Consider the following 18,376-nt stretch of genomic DNA (forward strand, 5'->3'; position numbering starts at 1 on the left):
CATGTCGGCGCGCAGCAAACTTCGGCTCCCCACCGTCAGCAGCCCTTCACGCGGCCAAGCTGATTGAGTTCAGACCCTAGCCCGTGCGGGAGACGGGCAGGGGATCGGAGATCCCGCATGAGGGTCCAGGTGGTTCAGCAAGAATTCTGAAGTGTCCCGCTGCCAGCACAACAGTCGCCGCTTGACGACGGCACGGTCCTGGACCCTCACCCCTACCCCTCTCCGGTACGGGAGAGGGGATCCCGCGCCGGGCTGGACTTGCGTAGGCTGTCGTCAAAATCGCATCCTGCCGAGACGGAGGCGCGTTCACGGAGCCTCCGATCGTCTCCTATCGCGGAAAGCGGAGTCCACGCCTCACCACTGGTGCAGCACGACCGCCGCGGCGATGCAGGCCGGGCGCTCCTCGTCCTCGATCTCGACGGTGACCCCGTAGGTGACCCGCAGCCCGCGCGGGGGCACGGGCGACGCCGCGGTGAGCGAGACCCGCCCGCGCAGACGCGCCCCGGCCAGGACGGGCGCGGGGAAGCGCACCCGGTCGAGCCCGTAATTCAGGCTGAGACGCAACCCCTCCAGTCGCCGGACCGCCGCGATGAATTGCGGCACCAGCGACAGCGTCAGATAGCCATGCGCCACCGTCCGGCCGTAGGGCGATTCGCGGGCGGCGCGCTCCGGATCGGTGTGGATCCACTGGTGGTCGCCCGTCGCGGCGGCGAAGCGGTCGATCATGGCCTGATCCACCGTGATCCAGGCGCCGATGCCGATCTCCTGCCCGAGCGCTGCCATCAGGGCCTCGGGTCCGTCGAATGCCTTCATACGATCCTCCCGGGGCGAGCCTAGAACCTCGGCGGCCGCGTGGCGATGGCTGTGGATGGGGGGATGATACTCCCGGTGAGTGTTCTACATAGCTGCCGGGCGGGGGTTCCTCGCGGCAGGGAGTGCGTGCGTTGGGACAGCGGAGATTGCGGATCGCCATCGCGGGCGTCGGAAACTGCGCCTCGTCCTTCGTTCAGGGCCTCACGCACTACCGCGACGCGGCGCCCGGCGAGGCCGTCCCGGGCCTCATGAACGTCGTGCTCGGCGGCTACCACGTGGCGGATGTCGCGATCGTCGCGGCCTTCGATGTCGCCGCCGCGAAGGTCGGGCGCGACCTCGCGGAGGCGATCGGTGCGGCGCCCAACAACACCGCGCGCTTCGCCGCGGTGGCGCCGACCGGCGTCACGGTCGCCCGCGGGCCGACCCTGGACGGGCTGGGCCGCTACCTGCGCGACGTGGTGCCCGAATCGCCGGAAGCCCCGGTCGACGTGGCGGCGGCGCTGGACCAGGCGGGCGCCGAGATCCTCGTCTCCTACCTGCCGGTCGGCGCGCAGGCCGCCACCGAGCATTACGCCGAGGCGGCGCTCAGGGCCGGCTGCGGCTTCGTCAACTGCATCCCGGTCTTCATCGCCTCCGATCCCGAGTGGCGGGCGCGCTTCGCGGAACGGCGCCTGCCCCTCATCGGCGACGACATCAAGAGCCAGGTCGGCGCCACCATCGTGCACCGGGCCCTCGCTGCCCTGTTCCGCGAGCGCGGCGTGCGCCTCGACCGCACCTACCAGCTCAACTTCGGCGGCAATTCCGACTTCCGGAACATGCTGGAGCGCGAGCGGCTCGAATCGAAGAAGATCTCGAAGACGCGGGCCGTCACGAGCCAGCTCGACGCGCCCCTCGACCCAGACGACATCCATGTCGGCCCGAGCGACTACGTGCCCTGGCTGACCGATCGGAAATGGGCGCATATCCGTCTCGAAGGCACCGCCTTCGGGGGCGTTCCGCTCAATGTCGAGCTGAAGCTCGAGGTCTGGGATTCGCCGAACTCCGCCGGCGTCGTCATCGACGCGGTCCGCTGCGCCGGGATCGCCCGCGACCGCGGCATCGGGGGCGCGCTGATCGGCCCGTCGAGCTGGTTCATGAAGTCGCCGCCGCAGCAATTCACCGACGAGGAGGCCCACCGGCGCACCCTGCGCTTCGTGGCGGGAGAATCCGACCCCGACTGACAAGCTCTCGGCACTCCGTCGTCGGCGGCAGGATTGACTTCTTCGCCGGCTCACCCGATCCGGTGGAGTCTTGGACCTCGGCTGCACTTGCGAATTCTCGATCCGCCGTATCTACTGCAGGCATGCGGACGACGTGGCGCGGTCGAACTCGGCTGGGCGCCGCGTCCTTGCGAGTTCCGTCGCGATCGGGAGGACGTGATGATGCTTCGCAAATGCGTCGCCGAGGGTGTCGGCACGTTCTGGCTCACCTTCGGCGGGTGCGGAAGCGCGGTCCTCGCCGCCGCCTTCCCGCAGGTCGGCATCGGGCTCCTCGGCGTATCCTTCGCCTTCGGTCTCACGGTGCTCACCATGGCCTACGCCATCGGCCACGTCTCGGGCTGCCACCTGAACCCGGCGGTGACGGTCGGGCTCTGGGCGGGCGGACGGTTCCCGTCGCGGGACATCGGGCCCTATGTGGGCGCCCAGGTGGCGGGCGCGGTGGTGGCGGCCTGCCTGCTCTTCGTGATCGCGAGCGGGGCGCCGGGCTTCGACGCCGCCAAGGGCTTCGCGGCCAACGGTTACGGCGCCCATTCGCCCGGGGGCTACGGCCTGCCGTCGGCGCTCCTCGCCGAGGTGGTGCTCACGATGATGTTCCTGTTCATCATCATGGGCGCCACCCACGGGAAGGCGCCGGCGGGATTCGCGCCGATCGCCATCGGGCTCGGCCTGACGCTGATCCACCTCGTCGGCATCCCGATCACCAACCTGTCGGTGAATCCCGCCCGCAGCACCGGGCCGGCCCTGTTCGCCGGCGCCTGGGCGGTCGGCCAGCTCTGGCTGTTCTGGGTCGCGCCGCTCGCGGGCGGAGCGCTCGGCGGCGTGCTCTACCGCTGGCTCAGCGAGGAGCCCTCGGCGGCCGTCACCGGCGTCGCCACCAAGGCGACGGCGACCTGAGGCTCAGTGCACCTCACACACCTCCCGCCGCGCTGGAAGCGCCACGGCGAGCCACGGCGGTGATCGGGAGTATCGTGAGAGACGCTCAGGCGAGGCGCCAGTCGATCGGCGCGAGGTCGCGCGCGGCGAGCCAGGCATTGGTGCGGCTGAAGGGATGGCTGCCGCGGTAATCCCCCCGCCGGTTGAGGGGCGAGGGATGGCCGGCCTCCAGGACGAGGTGCCGCTCGCCGTCGATCAGGGCGGCGCGGCGCCGGGCCGGCGCCCCCCACAGGAGGAAGGCCACGGCGGGCTGCTCCCGCGACACGGCCTCCACCGCCTGGTCGGTGAGCGACGCCCAGCCGAACGCGAGGTGCGCGCCCGCCTTGCCGGCCTCGACGGTCAGCGCCGTGTTGAGGAGGAGCACGCCCTGGCGCGCCCAGGCCGAGAGGTCGCCCGCCTTCGGCATCGGGCTGCCGGTATCCTCCGCCATCTCGGCGAGGATCACCCGCAGCGAGGCGGGGAGCCGGCGCGCGCCGCGATACGAGAAGGCGAGGCCGTGGGCATCGCCGGGCGTGGGGTAGGGGTCCTGGCCGAGGATCACCGCCCGCACGGCCGGGAGCGGCGTCAGGGCGAGGGCGGCGAAGACCGCTTCGGGCGGCGGCAGCACCGTGGCCCCGGCCTCGCGCCGGGCATCCACCGCGGCAGCGACCTGCTCGGCGCTGCCGTCCTGGAAGAAGGGCAGGGCGAGCCACGGCGATCCGCTTGCGCGGAAGCGGGCGAGGGCGCCCGCGACGGAATCCGGGTCCGGCATCAGCAGCTTCCGGGAGAGGGAGGGCCGGGTCGTCGCGGGGCATTCGGCACGGACGGGGCACCTCCTTGAGATCCGGGTGCGGCGCGTCAGCGGGTCCGGATGCGGCCGGTCGCGATCGATAGCGGCGCTGATTGGCGGATGTAGGTCACCACCGCCTCGGAGAGGAGGGTGCCGTCGGTCCCGCCGATCAGCGTCCGGCCCTCCGCCAGCATCCCGTAGCCGTTGCCGCCCCCGAGCATGAAGTTGTTGGAGGCCACCGTGTAGCGCCCCGTAGGATCGAGCGGCGCGCCCGCGACCCGGATCTCCGTCACCCGCTCCCCGACCGGGGCCTCGGGCGCCACCGTCACGGTCATGCCGGAGATATGGGCGAAGCGCCCGGAGGGATGGCCGAACTCGGCGTAGCCGTTCTCCAGGGCGGCACGGACCTGCCCGCCGGTGATCTCCACAAGTACGGTGGTGTTGCCGAAGGGGAGTTCCGTGAGGACGTCCCGTGCGGTGAGCACGGTGCCGGGCGGGTACAGCCGGTTGCCGCGGATGCCGCCGCCATTGGTGATGGCGAGCGCCGCCCCGGTCGCCGCGCGCAGCGCGTCCGCCACGAGGTCGCCGAACGCCGTCTCCGCGGCGCGCACGGCCGCGACCCGCGTGTCGAGGGAAACATCGGTGCGCCCGAGCGGCCGGTCGAGATCGGCCGAGAGCTGCCGCTGCAGCCCGTCGACCACCGCCTGGACCTCGGGATCGGGCTCCACGTCGATCGAATCGGTCACCCGGAAGCGTGGGACCCAGGCGAGGCGGCCCTCGCGGCGGCCCGCGACCCGGATGTCGATCGCCGTGACGACGTTCGCCTCCTCGCCCGATTCCGCGAAGACGGTCCGGCCGTCGTAATGCAGGGCGAGGTCGTGGTCGTGGCCCGACAGGACCGCGTCGGCGAGGCGGCTGGCGACGAGCGCCTCGTCGGTCGGCCGGTCCGTGTGGGTCACCGCGAGCACGAAGTCCGCCCCCGCCGCCCGCAGCGCGCCCGCTCCGGCGCGCAGGGTCTCGAGCGCCGGACCGAAGCGCCAGTCGCCGGATTGCGACTTCGCGGGCGTCTCCGGCAGCGCGATCCCGACCACGCCGACCGCGATCCCGCCGAGGGTCAGGAGCGCGGTATCGCGCAGGCCCGGGACGGGTGATCCGTCCGCCTGGCGCAGGTTCGCGGCGAGAACTGGAAAAGTCGCCTCCGCCAACCGCTCGCGGAACACCGCCTGGCCGAAGTCGAACTCGTGGTTGCCCGGCACGAACACGTCCGGCCGGACCCGGTTGGTGAGGTCGACGATGTGCCGGCCCTTGTCGAAGCCCGACATCAGGGAGGGCGAGAAGGTGTCGCCCGCGTGGCAGACCAGCACCGGGCCTCCCCGCGCCCGCTCCGCCTTGACGATCGCCGCGAGCTTCGCGAAGCCGCCGCGCCCCTCCACGGCCTGCATCCGGTAGATGTCGTTCACCAGGACGAGGGTGAAGGCGACGTCGGGCCCCCGCGCCTGGGCCGGGTCGGCCGCGAGGGCCGCCGTCAGGGCGGCGCCGAGGCCGATCGTCTCGCGGCGTGTGGGATGGGTCATGGGCGACCTCGCGGCGGGCTCGAAGCGGGACATCCTGTCTGGCGGCGAATCTTGACCGGCGAGCGACAGCGGCGCCGTCAGGGCCGGTCGGAGAGGCCGACGAAGCGGCGGTCGGTGTCGAAGAGCCGCGCCGTGCCCCGGGCGATGCGCATGAAGCGCGCGCCCTGCGGGGTCAGGCGGTAGCGGTCGCCGTCGCGCACGAGGTTGCCGGAGGCGACCTGCTCGTCGAGACGGCGCGGGATCTGGCGCCACTCCTCCAGGTAGGTCCGCCGGAAGGCGTCCTCGACCGCGGGCGCGTCGAGGCCCTCGGGCGCGGCCGCGAACCGCCCGAGCATGAACACCGAGACGGAGCGGTCGACGGTGACCGGACCGACCACGAAGGCGGCGAGCAGCAGCGCCGCCGCGGTGACGCTCGCCCCGAATGCGTCCCGCATCGCGAGCGGCAGGCCGAGCCGGCGGCGCCGCGTCACGGCGGCCATGGCGGCCCAGAGCAGCGCGAAGGTGAGGGCGAGGCCGGCGAGCCCGCGGTAGAACAGGATCGGGACGGCGCCGAACACGCCCGCGCGGGTGACGGTGAGGAACAGGGCCGTCCCGAGCAGGAGCGCCAGGGTGTAGGTGAGGGCGGCCGCGAGGAGGCCGGCGAGGAGGGAGCGGCTCACGGAATCTGAGCCTCCGGCGAGACCGCGAAGGCCCGCACGCCGGGCTCCGCGTGGATCGGGATCGCCCGCTGCGGCCAGGCACCGGGCGCCGCGAAGACCGGGTCGCGGGCCGTCACCACCAGCACGCCGATCCCCGCCTCGGCCGCGCGGGCCATCGCCTCGGCGCGGCTGAGCCCGGGATCGGAGAAGATCGGCGAGAGCCGCGCGACCCGCGCCGCCACCGCGGCGGACGGGGCACCGAACAGGATGCCGTTGTAGGGGTCCGACACCGCCGTGCGGAAGCGACCGTAGAGGCCGTACCCGTAGGCGCGGTTTCGGGGCGGGTCGGGGCGCTCCTGCACGACCGTTCCGGCCGGCAGGGTGCGGTCGAGCCAGGCCCAGGCCGCCCGCTCCTGCGGGACGAGCGCGGCCTCCGCGGGCGTGGTGTTCCGGTTCCAGCGATACTGCGTCATGCCGTAGGCCTCGCCGACGAAGCCGATCGCCATGCAGGCGAGGAAGCCGATGCCCGCCCGGCGCGATCCGTCGAAAGTCGGGACGGGGCGCAGCACGAACCCGGACCGCAGGGCCGCCAGGGTCCAGAGCAGCATCGCGAGCTGCGCGAACAGCATGACGCGCCAGCCGAGATCGTTGAACAGCACGCTCGATCGCAGGAAGGAGCCGATCAGAAAGGAGGAGAGGGCGGCGAGCACCAGAAGCTGGGCGAGTTCGCTGCCGGGCTCCTCCCGGCGCGTGCGCCAGTACATCGCCGCCCCGATCGCGAAGGCGCCGAATTCCAGCCCGTAGCTCAGCGGGAGGGCGAGGAGGTTGGTGAGGGACTGGATCAGGCTGTCCGGGGGAAGGATCGTGTCGGCGATGACGAACCGCCGGACCCCGAGGGTGAGGGGCGGGTCGGCGCCGAGCACCCGGCCGCGCACGATCGTGGCGAGCCAGGAGCCGGCGAGCGCCAGGGCGACGAGGCCGGCCGCGAGGACGCGCGCGAGGCTCCACCAATGCCGCCGCCAGGCGAGGCGACCGAGCCACAGGGCCAGGGTCAGACCGGCCCCCATGGCGAGGTAGATCGACAGTCCCGCGAGCGAGGCGAGGGCGAGCCCCGCGAGGCCGACCCGGCGGAGGCTGCGCGCGGGATCGGCGGGTGCCTCGTCCTCGGCCGCGAGCGCCATCAGCGCCACCAGGGCCGCGACGAGGCCGGCCACGTGGTGCGGCACCCAGAGCGCACTGGTCAGCCAGGCGGCGACCTGCTCGTTCCACTGCTCGAAATCCTCGAGCCAGTTCTGACCGCCGGACAGGATCCCGATGGCGCCGACCCCGAGGATGTCGAGGCCGGTCGTGAGCAGGAGCACGACGAGCCAGGTTTCGACGCTCCACGCGCCCGGCCGCGGCCGGTCGATCCGGGCCTGGCGATAGACCGTGCGGGCCAGCGCGAACAGGATCGGGCCGGTCCAGGCGGCGAGCCCGAAGGCCGCGTGCCGGCCCTCGACCGTTCCGAGGCCGAGCCGCTCGGTCACGGCGGGGAGCGTGTAGTAGAAATAGTAGTAGATCGCCGGTCGGTCGGTGGTGAGGAAGGTCGGGTCGTAGGGCGGCGTGCCGGCATCGGCGATCGCCCGGGTGGCGGTCGCGTGCTTCACGTAATCGGCCATCAGCACGCTGCGCACGGCGCCGCCCGCGACCGGCCAGTCCAGCATCATCCCGATCGAGAAGACGCCGTAGAGGGCGATGGCGGCGACGACGACCGCGAGGCACCGGGCCGGAACCGCCTCCGGCGCGCGACGCGCCAGCAGCGCGGCGCCCGGGATCGCCAGGGCGACGGCGACGGCGACCGTGGGCCAGGGGCCGAATCGCCCGGCGAGATCGAGGAGGACCGGCAGGCAGGCGAGGGTGCAGAGGACGGACAGGGCCATCCGGTCGAGGCGGGTGCGCGCCTCCCGCCAGCCCGGCATGGCGAGGCCCTGCGCGAACACGGCCCCCGGGCAGAGCAGCAGCGGCAGGCCGATCGCTGCGGCGAGGAGCGTTCCGGGACCATCGTAGGGAAGGGCGAGCACCGGCCGGTAGACCCTGGGAGCGGATGTCCCCTCTGTCTTGAGCGGCAGGTCCTAAGAATCCGCCACGGTGCGGCCGGATCCGCCCCCTGCTGCGTCACGACGCGTTGGTTCGCCGCGGGGGCGCGCTATGTAGGGCGCCGTGCGGAACGCCCGCGGGGATGGGTCCGCGGCGAAACTCTCTGGACGGTCGATGAACGAGGTGACGAAGGCCGCTGTCCTGGAACGCGGCGCCACGCCTGTCCCCCCCGCCGCGTCCGGGCCGCTGCCGGAGGCGCATCCCCGGGTCGCCTGGGGCCGGGTCGGCGTGCTCCTGATGAATCTCGGCACGCCCGAGGGCACCAGCTACTGGCCGATGCGCCGCTACCTGAAGGAGTTCCTGTCGGACCGGCGCGTGATCGAGGTGCCGCGGGCGATCTGGTGGCCGCTCCTCAACCTGGTGATCCTGACCAAGCGCCCGGGACCGAAGGGGCGCGACTACGCCTCCGTCTGGAACACGGACCTCGACGAGGGACCGCTCAAGACCATCACCCGCGGCCAGGCCCAGAAGCTCCAGGCCGCCATGGGCGGAAGCGTCGTGGTCGATTGGGCGATGCGCTACGGCAAGCCGGAGGTCGACGGCCGCATCCAGGCGCTGCTCGACCAGGGCTGCGACCGCATCCTGCTGGTGCCGCTCTACCCGCAATACGCTGCCGCCACCTCGGCCACCGCCTGCGACCAAGCCTTCCGGGCGCTGATGAAGATGCGCTGGCAGCCGAGCGTGCGCGTCTCGCCGCCCTACCACGACGATCCGGTCTACATCGAGGCCGTGGCGAACGCGATCCGGACCGACCTCGCCAAACTCGACTTCGAGCCGGAGGTGATCCTGACCTCCTTCCACGGCGTCCCGAAATCCTACCTGCTCAAGGGCGACCCGTATCACTGCCAGTGCGTGAAGACCGGCCGGCTCATCCGCGAGGCGCTGGGCTACGGGCCGGACCGCATGCGGGTGACCTTCCAGTCGCGCTTCGGCAACGAGGAGTGGCTGAAGCCCTACACGGACGAGACCGTAAAGGAGCTCGCCGCCTCCGGCGTGAAGCGCCTCGCGATCGTGGCGCCCGGCTTCACGGCCGATTGCCTGGAGACGCTGGAGGAGCTCGATGGCGAGAACCGGCACTATTTCGAGGAGGCCGGCGGCACGCACTTCGCCTACCTGCCCTGCCTCAACGACGGGCAGGACGGGATGAGGGTGATCGAGCACGTGGTGCGGCGCGAACTGCGCGGCTGGGTCGAGTGATGGCGGGGGACGAGGATCCGCGCTGGGCTTCGGTCGACCGCGCGCTGGCGGACTGGCTGATCCCGCCGGACGCGGCCCTGGCGGACGCGCTCGCCGCGAGCGAGGCGGCCGGGCTGCCCCCCATCGCGGTCGCCCCTAACCAGGGCAAGCTCCTGATGCTGCTCGCCCAGATGATGGGCGCGCGGCGGATCCTGGAGATCGGCACCCTCGGCGGCTACTCCACGCTTTGGCTCGCCCGCGGTCTCGCGGAGGGCGGGCAGGTGGTGACGATCGAGGCCGAGCCCCGTCACGCGGCGGTGGCCCGTGCGACCTTCGCGCGGGCCGGCCTCTCGGACCGGATCGTGCTGGAGGAGGGGCGGGGGGTCGAGGTTCTGCCCCGCCTCGTCGGGTCCGCGCCCTTCGACCTCGTGTTCGTCGATGCGGACAAGCCGTCGAACCCCGCCTACCTGGACTTCGCGCTGCGGTTGACGCGCCCCGGGAGCGTGATCGTCCTCGACAACATCGTGCGGCGCGGAGCGGTGGTGGACCCGGACGGGGACGCCAACGTGCAGGGGGTGCGCCGCACCCTGGCGATGATCGCCGCCGATGCCCGGCTCGACGGGACGGCCCTGCAGACGGTGGGCGAGAAGGGCTGGGACGGATTCGCGCTGGTGCGGGTGCGTGGGTGAGGAGGGTCGCGGCGGCGCGCGGACCGGACGGATCCCGCGCGCCGTGACGACCCGACCGCTCTGCCCCGGCTCCCTCGACCGGGCGAGGGACGGCGCCCGCGGCGGGGGCCCCCGGCCGTGACGCACCGCCGGCCCTCCGCGCTGCTGACCCCGCTCACCGAGGCTCGGGCCCTCCTCCTGGCCGGCGTGGCTCCGGTCGCGCCCGAGACTTGTGCGGTCGCGGACGCGGTCGGGAGCGTGGCCGCCGCCGAGGTCGCGGCGCGCGCTCCGGTTCCGGCCCGGCGGATCGCCCTGCGCGACGGTTTCGCGGTCGAGGCCGCCGCGATCGTCGGCGCCTCGGCGCAGGGTCCCGTAAAGCTGCGGCCGGATCCGGCCTGGCTGGAGGCGGGCGATCCCGTCCCCGACGGGGCCGACGCGGTCCTGCCCGCGGAGGCGGTCGCCGCGGGCGAGGCGGTGGCCGACGTGCCACCGGGCGACGGCACGCGGCCGGCCGGGGGAGACATCCCGGTCGGACACCCGATCCTGCGGGCGGGGATGCGCGTCACGCCGCTCGGCGCGCTCGCCCTCGCGGCCGCCGGCCTCGCCACGGTGGCGGTGCGCCGCCCCCGGATCGCGCTCCTCGCGACGGGGACCGAGGCGCCGGACCGGCTCACGGCGCTCCTCGCCGCGCTGCTGGCCCGCGAGGGCGCCCGGGTGGCCGCCGCGCCGCGCCTGCCCGACGACCCGGATGCGATCGCGGCCGCGCTCGCGACCGTCTCCGCCGACGCGGTCTGTCTCATCGGCGGCAGCGGCTTCGGGCGGCGCGACGGCAGTGCCGAGGGGCTCGCGCGGGCCGGAGGGGTCGGCGCGCACGGCCTCGCGCTGCGGCCCGGCGACACGGCCGGGTTCGGCACCGCGTCCGGCCGGCCCGTCCTTCTCCTGCCTGGCCGTCCCGAGGCGGCGCTGTCCGCCCATCTCGCCCTCGGGCGTCCGCTCCTCGCGGCGCTGGCCGGTGCGGATCCGGTCGCGCCCGCAACCGGCCTCCTGCGGCGCAAGATCGTGTCCTGCGTCGGGCTTACCGAGATCGTCTTCGTGCGGCGCGCCGCCGAGGGTGTCGAACCGCTCGGCGGGGCCGATATCCCCCTGCACCGTCTCGCGCTGGCGGACGGCGCCGTGCTGGTGCCGCCCGAGCACGAGGGCTATGCCAGCGGGACGCCAGTCGAGATCCTGCCCCTGTGAGCGACGCGTTACCGGCCGATGACTTCACCGCCCGCCTCGCGCGGGCGGCCCGCCAGGAGCAGTTCCTGACCGTGGTCCCGCGTGAGGAGGCGCTGGCGCGGTTTCGCGCCGCCGTCACGCACGCGCCCCTCGAGGCGGAACCGGTGCCGCTCGGCGCCGCCCTCGGGCGGGTGCTCGCGGCCGACATCGCCTCGCCGATCGACGTGCCGCCCTTCGACCGCGCGCTGGTCGACGGTTTCGCGGTCCGGGCCGCCGATATCGCGGGGGCGACCGAGGCGGAGCCCCGCGGCCTGCGGCTCAACCGCGAGATCCTGGCCTGCGGGATCGCGCCGCGCCTCGCCGTCGCGGCCGGCACCGCGACCGCGATCGCCACGGGCGGCGTCCTGCCCCGCGGGGCGGACGCGGTGGTGATGGTCGAGGCCACCGACACGGTCGAGGCCGACACCCTCGCGGTCGCCGTGTCCCGGCCGGCCGCGCCGGGCCAGTTCATCGGCTTCGCGGGCGCCGACATGGCCCGCGGCGAGACGGTGCTCAGGCGCGGGACCCTGGTCACCGCCCGCGAGATCGGCATGCTCGCCGCCTGCGGCCTCGCGAGCGTGTCCGCGGTCCGGCGCCCGCGCGTCGGGGTGATCTCCACCGGCGACGAGCTCGTCGCGCCGGGCGAGCCCCTTCCGGAGGGCGGGATCTACGATTCGAACGGCGCCATCCTGGCCGCGGCGATCGTCGAGAACGGCGGCGAGGCGCTGCCCCGCGGCATCGTCCGCGACGACGAGGCGGCGCTGGAGGACGCCCTGCGCGGCGCCCTCGCGGAGGCCGACCTGGTGGTGCTCTCCGGCGGCACCTCGAAGGGCGCCGGCGACGTGTCCCATCGCATCCTGTCGCGGCTCGGCCCGCCCGGCATCCTCGTCCACGGCGTCGCGCTGAAGCCCGGTAAGCCCCTCTGCCTCGCGGCCGTCGGCACCAAGGCGGTGATCGTGCTGCCCGGCTTTCCGACCTCGGCGATGTTCACCTTCCACGACGCCGTCGTGCCGCTGATCCGGGCCATGGCGGGCCTGCCGCCGCGGGAGGAGAGCCGCGTCGAGGCGGTGCTGCCCCAGCGCCTCGCTTCGGAACTCGGCCGCACCGAGTTCGTGATGGTGTCGCTCGCCCGAACCCGCGACGGGCTCGCGGCGCTCCCGCTCGGCAAGGGCTCGGGCACGGTCACGGCCTTCTCGCAGGCGGACGGATTCCTGGCGGTGCCCGCGGCCCGCGCGGGACTCGACGCGGGGGAGCGCGTCGCCGTCACGCGGCTCGGGGCGGGCCTGCGCCCGCCCGACCTCACGCTGGTCGGCAGCCACTGCCCGGGCCTCGACCGCCTCGTCGGCCGGCTCGCCGAGCGCGGGGTACGGACCCGGACCATCTGGGTCGGCTCGGCGGGGGGCTTGGCGGCGCTCGGGCGCGGGGAATGCGACCTCGCGAGCCTGCATCTCCTCGATCCGCAGACGGGCCGCTACAATGCGCCCTTCCTGACATCCGGTCTCGTGCTCGCCCCGGGCTGGCGGCGCCTGCAGGGGCTCGTCTTCCGGCCGGGGGATGCGCGCGGCGCGGGACCGGACGCGGCCGGGGCGGTGCGGCACTTCCTCGCCGACACGGACGCGGTGATGGTCAACCGCAACACCGGGGCGGGCACCCGGGCGCTGATCGACGGCCTCCTGGCCGGCGCGCGACCGCCCGGCTATTGGAACCAGCCCCGCTCGCACAACGCCGTCGCCGCGGCGGTGGCGCAAGGGCGGGCCGATTGGGGCGTGGCCATCGCCACGGTGGCGCGCGACTACGGCCTCGCCTTCCTGCCCCTCACCGAGGAGCATTACGACTTCGCCTACCAGGCCGACCGGCGGGACGAGCCGGCGCTCGCCGCCTTCCTGGCGCAGCTCTCGGCCCCGGAGACGAGGGCCGACCTGCACGATCTCGGCTTCGCACCCGCGGAGGGAGCGTGAGATGCGCGTGATCGGCCTCGCCGGATGGAGCGGCGCCGGCAAGACGACGCTGCTCACCCGCCTGATCCCGGTCCTGCGGGCGCGGTCGCTGCGCGTCGCGACGGTGAAGCATGCCCACCACGCCTTCGACGTCGACCATCCCGGGAAAGATTCCTACGTGCACCGCGCCGCGGGGGCGGGCGAGGTCATCGTGTCCTCGGCGCGACGCTGGGTGCAGATGCACGAGGTGGGGGAGGGGGCGGAGGCGACGCTGAGGGACCTGCTCGTCCGTCTCACGCCCTGCGACCTCGTCCTCGTCGAGGGTTTCAAGCGCGAGGCCCATCCCAAGCTCGAAATCTTCCGGGACGCCAACGGCCGGCCGCCGCTCCACCCGGAGGATCCCCGCATCGTCGCGGTGGCGAGCGACCGCCCCTTCCCGGAGGCGGGCGTGCCGGTCCTGCCCCTCGACGACGTGGAGGCGATCGCCGACGCGGTCCTGGCGGCGGCCGAGCCGCTCCCTGAGGTCCTGATGAGGCTCGCGGGCCATGGCACAGCTCAGTGACGATTGCTTCGCCGTCGGCGGCCCGCTGCTCACGGTCGATCAGGCCGCGGCGCTGATTGCCGAGCGTCTCCCGGTGATCGCCGAGGCCGAGACCGTGCCGGTCTGGGAGGCGGACGGCCGGGTCGCCGCCGCGACGCTCACCGCGCGCTGCGCCCTGCCGCCCTTCGCCAACTCCGCCGTGGACGGGTTCGCCGTCTGCTTCGCCGATCTCGCGCCCGGCGGCGAGACGGTGCTGCCGGTGCGCGGGCGTCTCGCGGCGGGACACGCCGCGGAGGGCGTCGGCGCCGCCGGCGCGGCGGTGCGGATCTTCACCGGCGCGCCGATGCCGCCCGATGCCGACACGGTGTTCATGCAGGAGGATGTTCGCGTCGAGGACGGCGCGGTGCGGTTGCCCGCGGGCCTCAAGCGCGGCGCCAATGCCCGGCCCGCCGGGGAGGACATCGCGGCGGGCGCGGTGGCGGTCCCGGAGGGGCGGCGGCTGACGCCGCCCGACCTCGCGCTCATCGCGGCGACCGGGCACGCGACGCTTCCGGTGCGGCGGCGATTGCGGGTCGCGCTGTTCTCGACCGGCGACGAGCTCGTGGAGCCCGGCGCGGTCCGGCGCCCGGGCACGATCCACGATTCGAACCGTGTTCTCCTGGCGGCCCTGCTGCGCCGGCTCGGGGCCGTGGTCTCGGACCTCGGCATCCTCCGCGACGAGCCGGCGAGCCTGTGCGACCGCCTGGCCGCGGCTGCGCGGGACCATGATCTCATTCTGACCTCCGGCGGCGTCTCGACCGGCGAGGAGGACCACGTGAAGGCGGCCGTCGAGGCGGGGGGCCGGCTGGACCTCTGGCGGCTGGCGATCAAGCCCGGGCGGCCGGTGGCGATGGGCCGCGTCGGCGACACCGCCTTCGTGGGTCTGCCGGGAAACCCGGTGGCGGCCTACGTGACGCTGCTCTTCGTGGTGCGCCCACTGCTCGCCCGGCTCTCCGGCGAGGCCTACCGCCCGGCGCCGGCGCAACCGGCCCGCGCCGCCTTCGGCTACCGCAAGAAGGCGGGGCGGCGGGAATACGTGCGCGTGTCGCTGCGCGCGGCCCCGGACGGCAGCGTCGAGGCGGTCAAGTTCCCGCGCGAGGGCGCGGGGCTGCTCACGTCGCTGTGCGGCAGCGACGGGCTCGCGGAGCTGCCGGAGGACGCGACGGGCGTGACGGAGGGCGACCGCATCGCCGTGTACCTGCATCCGCTGCTGTGGTGAGCCGGTCGGGTCGCCGCGCAGCGAGCCTTCGCATCGGGACAAGCGGCGTGGCGGTTCCCGTCGTCGAAAAGGCGGGGGAGGCTGACAGGTCTCATCGGCACTGCGCTGACAGTCCCGCGCCGCACCTCCAGCCGTGATTCGCATAAGGGATCTTATGGAACCTGGGGCCCAGGGCCGGTCGCTGGCTCGGACCTCGGCGATGCCGGTGTGTCCGCCCGGAGACAGGCGGCGATTGCCGGTCGGCGGGCCTGGCCGTTCGCAGCGCTGACAATTGACCGCGGCGCGGCCCCGGCGTCTCATCCGGCGAAAGCGCGGCAGCAAGCCGCCGGCGTGGAGGACCGCATGGGATCGATGGCGAGACGCGCGCGGCGCGCCGGATGGGCAGCCTTGTGCATCACGGGAGCGGCGCTGGCCGGGCCGCACGGCGCCCAAGCCCAATCCGCCCAAGTCCAATCCACCCAAGCCCAATCCGTGACGGGCCTGACGGTGTTCGGGGACAGCTACGCCGATACCGGCAACGTCGTGCGGCTCTCGGGCCGGCCGCTGCCGTTTCCGTACGTGAACGGCCGCTACTCGAACGGCGCCAATTTCGTCGACGGCGTCCAGGCCGCCTACGGGCTGCCGGACGCCGCGGTGGCGAACTACGCCATCGGAGGGGCCAAGACCGGGACCACCAACGTCTCGCCGCTCCTGCCGGGCTTCACGCAGGAGGTCGCGACCTTCCGGACCTCCGGGACCACGCTCGGCCCCGGGAACCTCGTCCTCATCAACATCGGCGGCAACGACGGCATCACGGCCGCGCTCGGCGGGTTGACCGCGGCCCAGGCCCCGCTCCTCGGCCAGGCCGCGACGGCCAACGCGGTGGCGAATGTCGGGCAGATCGTCGGCGCCGGGGCGCGCACGATCGCCTTCAACGCCTTCACGACGCTGAGCAACCTGCCGACGGTGGCGGCCTCCGGCAACGTCGCGGCGGCCGACCTGTTCGCGCGCAGCTACTTCCAAGGCCTCCAGGCCGGCCTCGCCCCCTTCGCCCAGTCCGGGACGCGGATCTTCCTTCTCGACACGGCCGCGATCTTCCAGCGGGTCGGGGCGAATCCGGCGGCCTTCGGCTTCGTCAACACCACCACGCCCTGCCTGCTGGTGCCGGCCTGCATCGGCGCGCCGAAGGCGGTGCAGAACACCTTCCTGTCCCTCGACGGCGTGCACCTGACCGAGGGGGGCTACCTCGTCCTGTCGCGCTACATCGTCAATGCGCTGGCCGCCCCGAACGGCGTCGCCGCCCAGGCGGCACTCGGGCAGATCGGCACGACGAGCTTCGCGACGACGCTGCTGCAGCGCCTCGACGCGCTGCGCCTCTTCGCGCCCGGCCCCCTCGACGCGACCGGCGCCATCGCCGGGGTGCCCGTGGCGGGCCCCGCAAGCCCGATCATCGTCTGGGGCCAGGGCAGCCAGGCGGGCGGCCATGTCGGCACTCGCGGCTTCGCCACGGGGTTCGACTACGACAGCCCCGGCGGGACGCTCGGGATCGAGGCGACGCCGGGTCCGGGCGTGAGGTTCGGCTTCGCGTTCAACTACACCAATCCGTCCGCGACCCTGCGCGGCGGCGCCGGGCGGATCGACGCCGACAGCTACCAGTTCGCCGCCTACGGCTCCTACACGGGCGCGAACCTGTTCGGGGACGCGGTGCTGGCCTACGGACGGCACGATTACGGGGTCGACCGGCCCGGAATCATCGACCGCATCACCGCCTCGCCCGGCGGCGACAGCGTCGTGGTGGCGGCGAAGGCCGGCTACCTGTTCGATGCCTGGAACGGCTGGCGGCTCGGCCCGATCGCCGGGCTCACCTACGCGAGCACGCGGGTCGACGCCTATACCGAGCAGGGCGACGCGGCGCTCACCCAGGCGGTCCGCGGGACGTCGCTCGATTCCCTGGTCGGTCGGGTCGGGGCGCAATGGCGCACGACGCCCCTCCCCGCCTTTGGCGGCACCGTCCTGGGCTTCGTGAACCTGACGGCCGAGCGCGAGTTCCTGGACGGGTCGCGGACCATCGTGACCTCGCTCACGACGACGCCGCTCCTGCCGATCCTGACGCCGCTCGGGCGGGCGAGCCGCGCCGTCTACGGGCAGGTCGAGGCCGGCCTGCGGGCCGACCTCACGGCCGCCGTGACCGCGACGCTGACCGGCGGGACGACCTTCGCCCGCACCGGCGGCGACGGCTACGCGGTGAGCGGCGGCCTCACGGTCCGGTTCTGAGCCGCGCGGCCTCGCCGAGGCCAGCGCTCAGCCGGCGGAGATCCTCGACCACCGCGCGCGAGCCCGCGCGGAGGGCTCCTCGCGTCAGCAGGTCGCCGTCGAACTCGGCGACGCCGCCCGCCTCCTCGACGAGGATCAGGCCCGCCTCGCAATCCCAGGCGCTGAGCCCGGGATCGAAGTAGCCCGCGAGGCGGCCCGCCGCCACGTAGGCGAGCATCAGGGCGCCCGACCCGTTGCGGAACAGGATGCCGCCCGCGCCGTAGAGGCGCTCGACGAAGGCGGCGGCCTCGCCCGCCGGGGTGCGCGACGTGGCGCCGTAGCCGATATTGGCCGAGGTGAGCGTCGTCTCGGGATCGATCGCGAGGCGGCGGCCGTTCAGCCAGGCCCCGGCCCCGCGCGCGGCCAGGTAGGTCTCCCGCATCACCGGCGCCGCGATCACGCCCGATTCACGACCGCCCGGCCCCCGCACGCCGATCGACACGCACCAGTTCGGCTGGCCGTTCAGGAACGGGCTGGTCCCGTCGATCGGATCCACCACCCAGGTGTAGCCCGACCGCCCCTCGCTCAACCCGGCCTCCTCGCCGAGGACCGCATCGTCCGGATAGCGCGCGGCGACGGACTCCCGGATCAGGATCTCCACCTCCCGGTCCGCCTGGGAGACGAGGTCCTGCGCGCTGGTCTTGCGCTCGATCACGAGCGTGTCGCGGGCCTCGAAGAAGCCCAGCGCGCGCTCGCCGGCGCGCCTCGCGATCTCCTGCGCGAGGAGGAAGCGGGAGGGATCGTGGTTCGGCTCGTGCACTGTCGGCATCTCCATGGTCGGGCGGCCCTCCATACACGAGGCCCGACCGCGATGGCGTGACGATCCCGGCCGCGACCGCCCTGCCCGCTTGAAGGACCGAATGTCGGCAAAATCGGAGCCGAAGCCGCGAGGCGGACGCCCGTGCGCGCGAAAAACACGCGCTACCGCAGCATGTTGCGCGTTTTTCATCGAAACGTCGTGGGGCGCTGTTGACAGGCCGGAAGGTGGCCCGTATATCACCACCCATCGGCGCCGGCCGTTGCAACTCAGCGGCCCGGGCGCTTCTGCTTCTTTCGGACAGACTGCGGGTCTGGCTCCGGGTGGGTTACCCGGGATCGCTCGGTTGTCCGTTGAACAGGCTCTTT

Annotated in this window: 15 protein-coding genes; 9 read left to right on the plus strand and 6 right to left on the minus strand. The window is 73.7% G+C overall.

From position 1 onward, the window contains the following. Positions 1-354 precede the first annotated feature (354 nt). The gene (locus ACW9J6_RS14500) at positions 355-813 is read right to left on the minus strand and encodes a MaoC family dehydratase (protein WP_457117180.1); all 459 of its coding nucleotides are present in this window, start codon (positions 811-813) and stop codon (positions 355-357) included. Between the two features lie 131 nt (positions 814-944). Between ACW9J6_RS14500 and ACW9J6_RS14505 the strand changes: the two genes are divergently transcribed. Beyond that, complete coding sequence (locus tag ACW9J6_RS14505; protein WP_457117181.1) at positions 945-2,033, plus strand: inositol-3-phosphate synthase; 1,089 nt, start codon at positions 945-947, stop codon at positions 2,031-2,033. A gap of 198 nt (positions 2,034-2,231) precedes the next feature. Beyond that, a complete protein-coding gene (gene aqpZ / locus ACW9J6_RS14510; protein ID WP_457117182.1) occupies positions 2,232-2,966 on the plus strand; it encodes an aquaporin Z in 735 nt (244 codons plus the stop codon). An 85-nt stretch (positions 2,967-3,051) separates the two neighbouring features. On the opposite strand, the gene ung is transcribed toward aqpZ, so the two are convergent. The 4 genes from ung to ACW9J6_RS14530 form a co-directional block, all read right to left on the minus strand. Continuing rightward, complete coding sequence (gene ung / locus ACW9J6_RS14515; protein WP_457117183.1) at positions 3,052-3,756, minus strand: uracil-DNA glycosylase; 705 nt, start codon at positions 3,754-3,756, stop codon at positions 3,052-3,054. A gap of 86 nt (positions 3,757-3,842) precedes the next feature. Further along, a complete protein-coding gene (locus tag ACW9J6_RS14520; protein ID WP_457117184.1) occupies positions 3,843-5,348 on the minus strand; it encodes a bifunctional metallophosphatase/5'-nucleotidase in 1,506 nt (501 codons plus the stop codon). Positions 5,349-5,425: 77 nt separating this feature from the next. Then, a complete protein-coding gene (locus tag ACW9J6_RS14525; RefSeq protein WP_457117185.1) occupies positions 5,426-6,007 on the minus strand; it encodes a hypothetical protein in 582 nt (193 codons plus the stop codon). Further along, positions 6,004-8,046 (minus strand): hypothetical protein, encoded by a 2,043-nt coding sequence (locus tag ACW9J6_RS14530; RefSeq protein ID WP_457117186.1) that lies wholly within the window; start codon positions 8,044-8,046, stop codon positions 6,004-6,006. Before ACW9J6_RS14530 ends, ACW9J6_RS14525 begins: the two co-directional genes overlap by 4 nt. 190 nt (positions 8,047-8,236) lie before the next feature. Here ACW9J6_RS14530 and hemH point away from each other — a divergent pair, with 190 nt between their 5' ends. The 7 genes from hemH to ACW9J6_RS14565 all read left to right on the plus strand — a co-directional run bounded on the left by hemH (position 8,237) and on the right by ACW9J6_RS14565 (position 17,212). Continuing rightward, entirely contained in the window at positions 8,237-9,319 is a 1,083-nt protein-coding gene (gene hemH, locus ACW9J6_RS14535) for a ferrochelatase (RefSeq protein ID WP_457117187.1), read from the plus strand. Further along, the gene (locus tag ACW9J6_RS14540; RefSeq protein WP_457117188.1) at positions 9,319-9,987 is read left to right on the plus strand and encodes an O-methyltransferase; all 669 of its coding nucleotides are present in this window, start codon (positions 9,319-9,321) and stop codon (positions 9,985-9,987) included. Before hemH ends, ACW9J6_RS14540 begins: the two co-directional genes overlap by 1 nt. Before the next feature lie 117 nt (positions 9,988-10,104). Next, the gene (locus tag ACW9J6_RS14545; protein ID WP_457117189.1) at positions 10,105-11,205 is read left to right on the plus strand and encodes a molybdopterin-binding protein; all 1,101 of its coding nucleotides are present in this window, start codon (positions 10,105-10,107) and stop codon (positions 11,203-11,205) included. Further along, positions 11,202-13,181, plus strand: a complete 1,980-nt coding sequence (locus ACW9J6_RS14550; RefSeq protein WP_457117190.1) for a molybdopterin biosynthesis protein — start codon at positions 11,202-11,204, stop codon at positions 13,179-13,181. The genes ACW9J6_RS14545 and ACW9J6_RS14550 overlap by 4 nt, the downstream gene beginning before the upstream one ends. Before the next feature lies 1 nt (position 13,182). After that, the gene (mobB, locus tag ACW9J6_RS14555) at positions 13,183-13,722 is read left to right on the plus strand and encodes a molybdopterin-guanine dinucleotide biosynthesis protein B (RefSeq protein WP_457117191.1); all 540 of its coding nucleotides are present in this window, start codon (positions 13,183-13,185) and stop codon (positions 13,720-13,722) included. Then, positions 13,706-14,959, plus strand: a complete 1,254-nt coding sequence (locus ACW9J6_RS14560) for a molybdopterin molybdotransferase MoeA (RefSeq protein ID WP_457117192.1) — start codon at positions 13,706-13,708, stop codon at positions 14,957-14,959. The genes mobB and ACW9J6_RS14560 overlap by 17 nt, the downstream gene beginning before the upstream one ends. A gap of 387 nt (positions 14,960-15,346) precedes the next feature. Beyond that, complete coding sequence (locus ACW9J6_RS14565) at positions 15,347-17,212, plus strand: autotransporter domain-containing protein (protein ID WP_457117193.1); 1,866 nt, start codon at positions 15,347-15,349, stop codon at positions 17,210-17,212. Here the strand turns inward: ACW9J6_RS14565 and ACW9J6_RS14570 are convergent. After that, positions 17,196-18,026, minus strand: a complete 831-nt coding sequence (locus ACW9J6_RS14570; protein ID WP_457117194.1) for an inositol monophosphatase family protein — start codon at positions 18,024-18,026, stop codon at positions 17,196-17,198. The two genes, ACW9J6_RS14565 and ACW9J6_RS14570, sit on opposite strands and share 17 nt — an antisense overlap. Positions 18,027-18,376 lie beyond the last annotated feature (350 nt).

The sequence above is a fragment of the Methylobacterium sp. JK268 genome (assembly GCF_054052225.1).